At 67.6% G+C, this 11,203-nt stretch carries 9 protein-coding genes and 1 pseudogene; 5 read left to right on the forward strand and 5 right to left on the reverse strand.

Translation table 11 applies throughout. From position 1 onward, the window contains the following. Positions 1-3: 3 nt before the first annotated feature. On the forward strand, positions 4-894 hold the full coding sequence (locus ACFU7Y_RS29715; protein WP_380770253.1) for a helix-turn-helix domain-containing protein: 891 nt from the start codon (positions 4-6) through the stop codon (positions 892-894). On the opposite strand, the gene ACFU7Y_RS29720 is transcribed toward ACFU7Y_RS29715, so the two are convergent. Together ACFU7Y_RS29720 and ACFU7Y_RS29725 are read right to left on the reverse strand one after the other, a co-directional pair. Continuing rightward, the gene (locus ACFU7Y_RS29720) at positions 822-1,235 is read right to left on the reverse strand and encodes a tetratricopeptide repeat protein (protein ID WP_380770246.1); all 414 of its coding nucleotides are present in this window, start codon (positions 1,233-1,235) and stop codon (positions 822-824) included. The genes ACFU7Y_RS29715 and ACFU7Y_RS29720 overlap by 73 nt on opposite strands. 107 nt (positions 1,236-1,342) lie before the next feature. After that, a complete protein-coding gene (locus ACFU7Y_RS29725) occupies positions 1,343-1,963 on the reverse strand; it encodes an L-threonylcarbamoyladenylate synthase (RefSeq protein ID WP_224274463.1) in 621 nt (206 codons plus the stop codon). A 94-nt stretch (positions 1,964-2,057) separates the two neighbouring features. Here ACFU7Y_RS29725 and ACFU7Y_RS29730 point away from each other — a divergent pair, with 94 nt between their 5' ends. Beyond that, complete coding sequence (locus tag ACFU7Y_RS29730; RefSeq protein WP_380770247.1) at positions 2,058-2,957, forward strand: hypothetical protein; 900 nt, start codon at positions 2,058-2,060, stop codon at positions 2,955-2,957. Further along, entirely contained in the window at positions 2,954-3,484 is a 531-nt protein-coding gene (locus tag ACFU7Y_RS29735) for a hypothetical protein (protein ID WP_380770248.1), read from the forward strand. Before ACFU7Y_RS29730 ends, ACFU7Y_RS29735 begins: the two co-directional genes overlap by 4 nt. On the opposite strand, the gene ACFU7Y_RS29740 is transcribed toward ACFU7Y_RS29735, so the two are convergent. The 3 genes from ACFU7Y_RS29740 to ACFU7Y_RS29750 all read right to left on the reverse strand — a co-directional run bounded on the left by ACFU7Y_RS29740 (position 3,456) and on the right by ACFU7Y_RS29750 (position 7,493). Then, positions 3,456-3,746 (reverse strand): hypothetical protein, encoded by a 291-nt coding sequence (locus tag ACFU7Y_RS29740; protein ID WP_380770249.1) that lies wholly within the window; start codon positions 3,744-3,746, stop codon positions 3,456-3,458. The genes ACFU7Y_RS29735 and ACFU7Y_RS29740 overlap by 29 nt on opposite strands. 193 nt (positions 3,747-3,939) lie before the next feature. After that, the gene (locus tag ACFU7Y_RS29745) at positions 3,940-5,985 is read right to left on the reverse strand and encodes a ricin-type beta-trefoil lectin domain protein (protein WP_380770250.1); all 2,046 of its coding nucleotides are present in this window, start codon (positions 5,983-5,985) and stop codon (positions 3,940-3,942) included. Next, entirely contained in the window at positions 5,982-7,493 is a 1,512-nt protein-coding gene (locus ACFU7Y_RS29750; protein ID WP_380770251.1) for a hypothetical protein, read from the reverse strand. The genes ACFU7Y_RS29745 and ACFU7Y_RS29750 overlap by 4 nt, the downstream gene beginning before the upstream one ends. Positions 7,494-8,180: 687 nt before the next feature. Here ACFU7Y_RS29750 and ACFU7Y_RS29755 point away from each other — a divergent pair. Further along, positions 8,181-9,908 carry a hypothetical protein gene (locus ACFU7Y_RS29755; RefSeq protein WP_380770252.1) on the forward strand — a complete coding sequence of 576 codons (1,728 nt, stop codon included), beginning with the start codon at positions 8,181-8,183 and terminating at the stop codon, positions 9,906-9,908. A 128-nt stretch (positions 9,909-10,036) separates the two neighbouring features. Next, a pseudogene (locus ACFU7Y_RS29760) lies at positions 10,037-11,203 on the forward strand (hypothetical protein); the annotation flags it as partial.

Raw genomic sequence — 11,203 nt, forward strand, 5'->3', positions numbered from 1 at the left:
TGCCTGGGCCTGGCAGGGGCAGGCAAGGCGGGACTCGTCCGGGTGTCAATCCGTTCCGTGAACCCGAGCAGCGCCCTGAGCGAATTCCTCCGCACCCGTCGTGCCGGCCTGCGGCCCGAGGACGTTGACCTCCCCGACTACGGTGGCCGGCGCCGGGTCGCCGGGCTGCGCCGCGAGGAACTCGCCCACCTCGCCGGGGTCAGCGTCGACTACTACACCCGTCTCGAACAGGGCCGCGTCGGCAACCCGTCCGACGCCGTCCTCGACGCCGTCGCCCGCGCCCTGCGCCTGGCCCCCGACGAGTCCGGCCACCTCCACCGCCTCGCCCGCCCCGCGGCCCGGGCCCGCCGTTCCGTCGCCCGCCAGCAGCCGCGCCCCTCCCTGCTGCACCTGCTGGAACAGCTCGACCACACCCCGGCGGTGGTGATGGGCCACCGGATGGACGTCCTGGCCTGGAACCGTGCCGCCGTGGCGTTGTTCGGCGACTACGGCGCCCTGCCCGTCGAGGACCGCAACATCGCCCGGATCACCTTCCTGGACCCGGCCTCCCGCGAGCTCTACGCGGACTGGGCGGGCTGCGCCCGGGAGAACGTCGCCTTCCTCCACCTGGAAGCCGGCCGCCGCCCCGACGACCCGCTGCTCGCCGAGCTGGTCGGTCGACTCTGCCTGGGCAGCGAGGAGTTCCGGCACATGTGGGCGGACCACCCGGTCGCCGACAAGACCTCGGGCAGGAAGTCCTTCCGGCACCCCCTCGCCGGCACCCTCGACCTCGCCTACGACACCCTCCGCCCGGCCGACGACCCCGGCCAGGCCCTGGTCACCTACACCGCCGACCCGGGCTCGCCCTCGGACGACGGGCTGCGGCTGCTGCTGTCCTGGGCGGCCTCGGGCTGAGGACCGCCGGCGACTTCGAGCAGGTTCGCCCTCGCCGGCACGGTGTCCGGATGGTCCGGTCTGAGGACGCGGTCAAGGTCCGCCACTGCCTGGCGGACCATCTCCACCGCTTCATCCGGGCGTCCGGCGTTCCAGTAGACGGCGGCGAGGTCGTGGCGGGCCATCAGGGTGTCGGGGTGGTCGGTGTCGAGGAGGCGCCGGCGGTCGGCGAGGACCTGTTCCTGGAGGCGGACGGCTTCGTCGGTGCGTCCGGCCTCGACTACGGTCAGCTCGCGCGCCTGGAACGTGCTGCCGTTGACCGTGCTGTTGTCGATGCCGTTCCTGACCTGCCAGCCCTGCACCTGCTCGCCCCCACCGCCCGGCGTGTCGAATGGCCTCCACCATGGAAGGCTCAGCCGCCCTCGTTGATCCGTCGTGCGGTCGCCGCTCCGCGGGTGTGCCCGGTCCGTCACTCGAAGCGGGCGGGGTCGCCGGCCCCGCGCCGGACGATCTCCGGTCCGCCGCCCGAGAAGTCGACGACCGTCGTCGGTTCCGTGCCGCAGTCGCCCGAATCCACCACGGCGTCCAGCACGTGGTCGAGCCGCTCCTTGATCTCCCACCCCTGGGTCATCGGTTCGTCCTCGCCGGGGAGGACCAGGGTGCTGGAGACCAGGGGCTCACCGAGTTCGGTGAGCAGGGCCCTGGTGACGGTGTGGTCGGGGATCCTGACGCCGACCGTCTTCTTCTTCGGGTGCATCAGGCGGCGCGGAACCTCCTTGGTGGCAGGGAGGATGAAGGTGTAGCTGCCCGGTGTCGCGGCCTTGACGGCGCGGAAGACGTTGTTGTCGAGTTGGACGAACTGCCCCAGCTGCGCGAAGTCCACGCACATCAGAGTGAAGTGGTGGCGCTCGTCGAGGCGCCGGATCGACCGGATCCGTTCGAGGCCGTCGCGGTTGTCCAACCGGCAGCCCAGGGCGAAACAGGAGTCGGTCGGGTACGCGATGAGGGCCCCGGACCGGAGACTGGCCGCCACGGTGCTGATGGTGCGCGGCTGGGGGGACTCTGGGTGCACGTCGAAGTACTTCGCCATTGGCCGACCCTACGGGATCCCGGCCACCGATCGGCGCAGCCGCGGCATCCCGCGTCCTGGTGGGCCGCCGGGGCGCGGCGTACGGTCGGTCGGTATGGGCTTCGACCAGGCGCGGGCGAACCGGATCTTCCTCCCCGACACGTACGCCGAGGGCGTGCCGTACGACCTGTTCCGCGAGCTGCGGGCCGAAGCACCGGTCTGCTGGGTGGAGGAACCGGCGGTGGGGGACTGGCCGACCGGGCCCGGCTACTGGGCGGTGCTGCGGCACGCGGACGTGAAGCACGTGCTGCGCAGCCCGGAGGACTTCTCCTCACGCCTCGGCGCGACCCAGATCAGGGACCCCGACACGCCGACCGACCTGGCCTTCGCCCGCACGATGATGCTCAACCAGGACCCGCCCGACCACTCCCGGCTGCGCCGGATCGTCGCCGCGGCGTTCACCCCGCGTGCGCTGGCGGAGCTGGCGGAGGCGGTCGACGGCCGGGTGCGGGAGCTGGTCGAGGAGGTGCGGCCGGCCGGTCGCGCGGACTTCGTCCCGCTCGCGGCCGACCTGCCGGTGTGGACGCTGGCCCGGGTGATGGGGGTGCCGGAGCAGGACCGGCGGTTGCTGCTGGACTGGGCGAACCGGGTGATCGGCTACCAGGACGCCGACTACGCCCACTCCAGCACCGTCGATCCGGACGCGCTCACCGACCTCGGCCGTGCCTCGCTCGCCCACCGCCCCACCATCCGGACCGGCCCGGACGGCCGCCCGGTCAACCCCCGCTCCCGCGCCGCCCTGGCGGACATGTTCGCCTACGCCCACGGCCTGGCCAGGCGGCCCGCGCCGGGCGGCCTGTTCTCCCGGGCGCTCGAAGCGGGGCTGACGGCCGAGGAGTTCGAGACGATGTTCTTCCTCTTCGCCGTCGCTGGAAACGAAACCCTCCGTAACGGCTTTCCCGGCGGTCTGTATTCCCTGCTCACCCATGGTCGCTCGCCATTCATGACCGCATGACAGCCGCGAATATTCGTGAGGTCTTGCAGGGGTCTCCGGAATCAGCGGGAGTCGGCTCTGAGGCTGCCTTTGTGGTCGCGGCGGACGAGATCGACATCTCTATGGACAGGATGGACTCGGTTTCCGTGAGGATGGTGCGGCGAGTGGCGGGGAAGATCGTCCATCTCTGTGACGGCAAATATACTCTCGGACTGGCCAACTTGCGGGTCAGGTGTGGTTGCCCGCTCTCCTGGAAGGTGCGCCGCCTGCATGCCATGGAAAGGCGCGGGCCTCGGCCGCATGCTCGGGTGGTGTTTCGATTATCGGATCTCCCGGACGCCGGAGTCTCTGAGTTCTCCACGTCGTCCTGGGATTTTGCCGAGGCTATGGGGGAATTGGACGATCTCGGCTCTATGGGTGGCCCTCGGAAGGGAGTGCTGGGAATCGAGGCTGTCAGGTTTCCAACGCGCACTGGCCTTGAAGTGAGCTACTGTCGACCGGTGCTGCAAGTAGCTACCCTCAGCTCGCCCGTTTGCGCCACCAGTTGAGAGCCAGCCGGGCTGCCCGGCGCTGAGCTTGACTCTGTTGGGGATCTCGGACGATCGGGCTCAAGTGCCTGGGTTTCGCCAGGACTTCGGCCGGGGGATGCCGTTCTCGTTCAGGTAGGTCTGGAAGGCGGTCGGCGGTCTCGGTGACGGGGGCTTCCTCCGTGACTTGCCGGCCGCTGAGTCGTTCGATGTTTACGGCGATGGCTGTGAGTACGTGCTGTAGATGGGCTTTCGGCTGGCCTCGGTAGCGGCAGCTGCGCATGCCGTGTCCGTGGGTGAACTCGTTCTAACTGGCATTCAGGTCTCGATGGCCTCGTTTAAGCTGTGCCGTCCAATGCCTCATAACCGCCCCAGCCGCGCTGCCATCCGTGGGTGACGGGAGTGCACAGGAAGGGCGGGGAGACCGGAAAATCCGGCCTCCCCGCCCTTTCTGCTATGTCAAATTAGCTGGTCTGTTACGGGGTACGCTCGGGCATGACCATCCACTGTTGGTTGGCCTGCTGGCCCAGGCAGGGCCAGATTCCAACGCGGGTGCCTTGGCTTGTGGCCCAGCCGGGGAGTTCGAGGCACTTTCCGCCGGGGTTCGCGGCGTCCACAGTGGCCGGAAGGTAGATGCGGCCGTCGGACCTCACGGTCCACTTCTGGCCGGTGCTGCCGTTGCATGTCGTGAGGACGGTCCGGGTGCCGTCGCTGAGGGCGTTGTCCTTGGTGGAGAGGCAGTAGCTGCCAGCCCGAATGGTGCCGTCCATGGCGAAGTTGAACCGCTGGTTCACAGTGTTCCCGCAGCCGTAGATGATGATCTCGGCGCCGTCGCGAAGGCCTCCTTCAGCGTCCAAGCACTGCGAGCTCACGGTGTTGGGGTGGACGGAGAGACTCGCGTCGGCGTATCCCGCGCTCTGCGGCGCGCCAAGGCGGTCGACCTTGCCGGCCACGCTGGTGCTTTGGCCCGGGAAGATCGTGATGGCGCTGTCAGTGCCGACGGCCCACAGTGAGACGAGGTCTGCGTCGTAGAGGGTCGCCGCACCAATTCGGGGGTAGGTGGCCACGGGCACCGGTGTGGTGCTGAGTTTGATTCCCTTGTCTGGCGTCGTGAGGGCGGAGTAGTCGACGGTGCCGTCAGCGTTCCAGCCGAGGGGGTAGGCGTAGATGTCTCCGGTGGTGCGATTGCGGGCCCAGAGCGTGGCCTGATTCTTGACAGCCTTGGTGACGGGGTTCGTGGTCGGACCGTTCGCGGCGCCGGGGTTGATGAGCTCGAGGTCGTTCCAGCTGCCCGAGGCGGCGGGGATGAGTGTCGCGCTGCCGAAGGCGTTGCCGGCAGGGTTGAAGAGGTAGAGCTTGTTGTTCTCCAGGGTCATGACGGAGGTCTGGGTGGTGAACACACTCTTCGTCGGGTCGCCGACCTTGGGGCCGACGGCTTCGCCCTTGGGGGTACCAAAAGCAATCACCTGTGAGATGTTGCTCCAGTCCTGGCTGTTGTAGTCGTCGCAGGGAGCGTTGGTGATGTACGTCGTGCAGATCGGTCGCTGAAGCGGGATAGGCGTGAACGTGTCGAAGTGCCCTGTGCCATCATTGGGCACCATGAACAGCGAGGACTTCAGCGCGGGCGCTTTGTCCTTGATGTAGTGGACGATGAGCTGATCGACGGGCTGGCCGGTTGAGAAGGCGCCATGGTGGCTGATCTGGAAGTCGGACCAGGTCGTTCCGTACTCTCGGCTTCCGGGTGCGGTGTTGGCGGGAGCAACGGTGGAGGTGGAGGGGTCGGATGTGCCTCCGATGATCCGCAGGTCACCGTTCTTGTCGGTAAGGACAATGTCGGCCTTCTGGTCGTTGTCGATGTCACCGAACAAGGGCTGCGTGCCCGGCTTCCAAGCCACGTAGAAGTTGTATATGGCTGCCTGGCTGTAGTTGCCCGCATTGTCCATAGCCCAGGCGTATAGGGTGTTGGTTCCCCACCGACGTGCCTGATACTTGTACGGCGCACCGGGCGCCAGGGTGTCACTCTGGCCGCACTGCCAGCCCACGACCGGGGTCGGGTCGGTACTCACCCGTACGCAGGCGACGCCGGAGGCTTGCAAACCCGGTCCGGGGGCGGGGTCCTCTGCGTTAATGGTGAACGTGCCCTGATCGTTCATGTACTTGGCCGGACTGGGGTTCGGGGTGCCCAGCGGCGGGAAATCGGTGGAGCCGATGCTCACACGGGGGTTGGTCTTGTCCACGCGGAAGTAGCACGCGGCACTATTGGGCGAGGTGAGGGCCTCGTCAGTAACACGGGCGAGCCAGCCGTACTGGTGTCCGTCCGACAGCGATCCGACGCCCACGGTCGGACCGGGGTCGTTGTAGCTTCCGCCCCACGCTCCGGGAAGCGCGCTGAAGTTAGGGTCGTTGTCGTCCCACATGTGGTAGCCGGTGTAGAGCGGCTGGCCCGCGGGAGACCAACTGTTTGCGGTGAGATAGATGTTCTGGTTGTTGCCGACCCAGCCGGGATTGTCCCAGGGGTTCACGCCACCGCTGGTGCAGGCGGCCGTGCTGCTGTTGCTCGCGAAGCCCGGGGTGGGTGTGGTACGCGGCCACCAGATGGTGGGGGTGATGTCGTAGGTCGTCGTGATGGAGGGGTTGTTCGCCAGGTAGTGGCGGTAGCTCCTGTCCCACTCGTTGATGTGGGGGCGATGCCGGCCGTCCAGTACGTGGCCTTCGCGTCGGCCAGGGACTTGATGGCCGGGGTGACGTCGATGGCCAGCGGACCGGTGCCGATAAGCCACTGGCCGTTGATGCCCCAGCAGTTCTCCATGGGGACGTTCCCGTTGGTTCCGCACGGTTGCGCGTTCCAGTTGGTATCCGTGCCGATGGTGCTGCCGGCCGGGGTCGACCAGACGACGAACGGTGTGTTGGCCCTCATGTCGGAGGCGTCGGTGACCTGGCCGTTGAAGGTGGCGCTCTGGATGGTGGGCGCGAACTCGGCGCCCTGGGGGATCGTGTAGATCGCGGGGTTGATGGCGAACTGGAAGTAGGCGCGTTGGCGCCCCTCACTGCCGCAGTCCAGGCGCGGGTCGGTGCTGTGGTAGCCGCAGTAGCCGGTGGCCACGTTGGACTTCAGGTTGTAGTTCTTGGCGTCCTTGTGGTTCTCCTGGACCTCGACGGAGCCCTGGGTGTAGCTGGTGGCCGCGACGAAGGAGGGGTCGAGGTACCAGGGGCCCTCGCCGGAGCCCAGGGCCTCCTGGTTCGGCGTCAGCTCGATCGCCGATGGCGTGACCTTGGTGGTGATGGCAGCAACGTTGGCGCCGTCACCGGGCGCTTCGGCAGACGACGCGATCCCGGTCCCGCTCTGCGAGGGTGCTGGCGTCGGCGCGGCGGCGAGTACCGTCTGGGCTTCGTTCCTGGAGGCCCGAGCGGCTTCAGTGGCAGGGGAGTTCACCGGCTTGCTGGAGTCCCACTGCAGCGGCTCCGGGGAGCGGAAGCGTGTGGCTCCCTTGTCGTCGACGACGGTCATCCCGCCGGACGTATCGGCGGCCACGGACAGGCCTTGCCCTGAGATGGGGAAGGTGAGCGACTTGAGTGCCGGACTCGCTGCCGCCTCCTTCGTGCGGACGATGACGACATCCCGCCAACCGCCCTGGGGCAGCGCGGTGAGCTGCAGGTCCACACCGGGAAGTACATCGGAGTAGGTGGCATTGGCGCCGACCACGGACGGTTTCGGCAACGGGAATGGGGCATTCACCGCCAGGCTCTTGCCGTCGTCGGTGGTCAAGGTGGCCATGGGGCCTGCTCCACCACCGGAGAACGTCAATCCGGTCGCGGCCACGGCCGGGCTGAGTGTGCCGTCCGTATTGGCCCTAAGCGTCGGATCGATGTCCGTCCAGGTTCCGCTGCGCTTGGTCCGCACGGCCTGGGCATTGTCGGTGGTGGACAGGGTGCCGTTCGGGTTGGCGACCGTCCTCGAGAGCTCATCGGTCAGCGTCTCGACGGTGACCGACTTGCCGGTCGACTTGGCTTTGGCGATCGCGTCCAGCATCGCCTGCTGCTGCGGCGTGCGCGGCGGCGCGGGCTTCGTCGGAACGATTGGCGCCGTTCCGCCCGCAGGACCGTGCGTGGGCGGGACAGCGCCGTCCGCAGCCAACGCAGATGGCGCGGCCAGCACGCTGACACTAAGAAGGCAACCCACGCCGAGCGATGCCAGGCGAGTGGCGCGCTTGCGTATGGATGATGGTGGTGCCGTGTTTGCTGGTGTCTGTGATGTGGTGGACATGTCTCTTTCCCGAGCCCCTCTCGATGGGCAGACGCCTGTCGAGTCTGCGTTCGGATGGGAACGATGTTCTCTGACATGACGATTGGTCAAACCGACTGCCCGCTCTGGCTGGACATGTCCCAACAAGAGCCGAATTCAAAGATCAAGGCTTCATAAATTTCTCATGCATGGAGGCCGAACATCCTGGCGGCGTGTTCGCACCTTTACCTATCGTCACGCTGATCATGGCAGAAGCATGCCTAATTGACGCTATGTCTACTTTTCATGAGGAGCCGTCAGATGGTTTGGCTCGCCCGGAAACGGGCTGAAGGGCCAGCAGGTCGCCGCCGATGGCGATCACCTGCTGTTGCGACGATGGTCGCCCTGGCCATGACCGGGGCGACTGTGCCACCGGCGATGGCTTGGACGTACCCCACACCTACGGGGAAGGTCTGGACTCCCCCGAACACCCCGTTGGGCGACGACACCGTCTCGGTCGAGGGACACGACGCCAGGCCGCCCGCGCCCGCGCCCGCATCGGCAGCCCCGGCGTGGACACCCGAACCGGTACTGCCGCTGGTGACCGGCAGCGCAACCGTGACCGTGGGGGCCAACAGCCCAGACGCCCAGGCCGCGCGCGCCGCCACTGGCGGCGCATCACCCGCCTCCGGCGGCGCAACCGGCTCGAAGGCCGGAGACCTCGCTGTCCGGGTCGCTCCCGGCACCGGCAAGGGAGAGAGCGCACACACGGTCACCGTCCAGGTGACCGCGCAGGAAAGGGGCAAAGCCGCCGGTGTCACCGGCCCGCTCATCGCCCTGTCCGACGCCGAGGCACCCGCCGCCAACGAAGGGCGTGCGGCACGCGTCACCCTGGACCTGAAGGCGCTGCAGGCGGCCAGTTGGTCCGACCGGGCCTCTCTCGTCGCCCTGCCGTCCTGTGCGCTGACCACGCCGGACCAGCCTGAGTGCCGCACGCAGACACCGATTGCGGCGAAGGCTGACGGGCACGGCGAGATCACCGCCGACATCACCCTGCCCCCGACAACCCGGCCGCGCGGGCAGGACGGCACCGTGCAGGCCTCGTTCACTACAACCGATACGTCCGTCCACACCGTGGCAGACAGCTCCGGTGGCAGCGGTGGCTCGCTGGTCCTTGCCGCGGCACCTTCACCGTCCGGTGCCATGGGCAACTACACCGCGACATCCCTTTCGCCGTCGTCGGCTTGGACCGCCGGTACCGGCACTGGCAACTTCACCTACAGCTACCCGATCCAGGCGCCTCCCACGCTCGGTGGCACGGCACCAACTGTGGCGCTGAGCTACAACTCCGCTGATGTGGACGGCAAGACGTCCGCAACCAACGCGCAGCCCTCGTGGATTGGTGATGGCTGGGGCTACGAGCCCGGCTTCATCGAACGCTCCTACAAGGTCTGTGACAAGGCGGGCATCACCGGCTCCGGCGACCTGTGCTGGGGCGGGCAGAACGCGACGCTCTCCCTCGCTGGCCACTCCGGCGCTATCGTCCGCGACGACGACCTCAAAAGCTGGCACCTGGAGAGCGACGACGGGACCAAGGTCGAGCAGCTCACCGGGGCGCCGAAGGCCGCAGGCGACATCGACTACCAGGGCATGGAGTACTGGCGGATCACCACGCCTGACGGTGTCCAGTACTACTTCGGCCTCAACCACCTGCCCGGCGGCGACGGCAGCGATCCGGCTGCGAACTCCGTCCTGACCGTACCGGTGTACTCGCCCAAGAGCGGCGACCCCTGCTACAACTCAGCCAGCGGAAACAGCTCGTGGTGCCAGATGGCCTGGCGCTGGCAGCTCGACTACGTGGTCGACCCGCACGGCAACCTGACCACCTTCAAGTACGCCACCGAGGGCAACAAGTACAAGCGCGGCTCCGTCCAGGCCGGTGGCAACGGCACCCTCACCGACTACCAGCGGGCCGGTTACCTCAAGGAGATCGCCTACGGTCAGCGCCTGGACGAGCAGAAGGCAGCCAGGGCGGCGCCGCCCCGGCGGCCAAGGTCCTTTTCACTGTCGCCGAACGCTGCATACCCGACGCCTCGAACGACTGCTCCGAGGGCAAGCGCGCCGGCAACCCCAACGCGTGGCCGGACACACCGGTCGACCAGATCTGCACCGACAACACCTGCGCCAACATCGCGCCGACGTTCTTCACCACCAAGCGCCTGACCACAATCAACACCCAGATCACGGTCAACAGCGCGCCCCGCATCGTCGACACCTGGAACCTCAACCAGCAGCTTGCCGACCCGGGCGACGGCACCAAGCGGCTCCTGCAGCTCGACTCCGTCCAGCGCGTGCCAAGCAACGGCCAGGCGGAGATGAAGAACCTGCCGCCGGTGAGCTTCCAGTACAAGATGCGGGCCAACCGCGTCGACGGCCTCGACCCGGCCGAGAAGATGTTCATGCGCCCACGTATCCAGGGCATCACCACCGAAATGGGCGGGCGCATCGACGTCGTCTACACCGATCCCGAATGCTCCCGGGTCAACAACCGCATGCCGGCCTCCGAGGACGGCAATACGATGTCCTGCATACCCGTCAAGTGGTACCGGCCCGGCCAGTCCTCCAAGGACCCGGTCAACGACTGGTTCGACAAGCCGCTCGTCAGGACCGTCGTCGAACAGGACCTCGTCAGCACTCCCGCCATCGCCAAAACTACCGAGTACACCTACAACGGCGGGGCGGCATGGCACCGCAACGACGCCGAGTTCACCGACCCCAAGACCCGCACCTGGGACCTGTTCCGCGGCTACCAGTCGGTGACTACCACCACCGGCAACGCCAACCCGGGCGAGGCTCCCAAGACGCAGCAGAAGGTCACCTACCTGCGCGGCATGGACGGCGACTACCTCGCTGACGGTAAGACCCAGCGCAGCGTCCAAGTCCCCAGCCCGCTCGGCGGCAACGTCACCGACAGCGCCCAGCTCGCCGGCCGCGTCGTCGCCGCCGAAACCTTCGACCAGGCCGGCGGCACGGTCACAGCGATATCCGGCGCCACCTACAACGGACAGCAGAAGTCTGCCACCCACGCCCAGAGTGCGGGCGCGCCGCAGATCTTCGCCTGGCGTCCGGACTCCGAAACCACCAAGATCACCAAAGCCCGGCTCGCCGACGGTACGTGGCGTACAACCACCTCGGTCGCAACCACGGAACCGGCCAACGGAAACCGCGTGGTCAAGGTCGACGACAAGGGCGACGGCACCGCCGCCACCCCGGAGACCTGCACCATCACCGGTTACGCGGCCAGCGACAACCCGCAGCTGCTGACGCTCGTCTCGGAGGTGACCGCCTTCCAGGGGCCCTGCGCAGGCAAGGCCACATCCGCCAATACCCTGTCCGGCGGCCGAACGTTTTACGACGGCAGGCCCTTCGGACAGGCCGGCACGACAGGCAACCAGACCGGCGGCCAGGTCCTCGACCGCTTCGACCAGTCCGGAAACGCCGTTTACACCCACGCCGGC

Origin of the sequence: Kitasatospora sp. NPDC057542 (assembly GCF_042801945.1) — a bacterium.
Taxonomy (GTDB): Bacteria; Actinomycetota; Actinomycetes; order Streptomycetales; family Streptomycetaceae; genus Kitasatospora.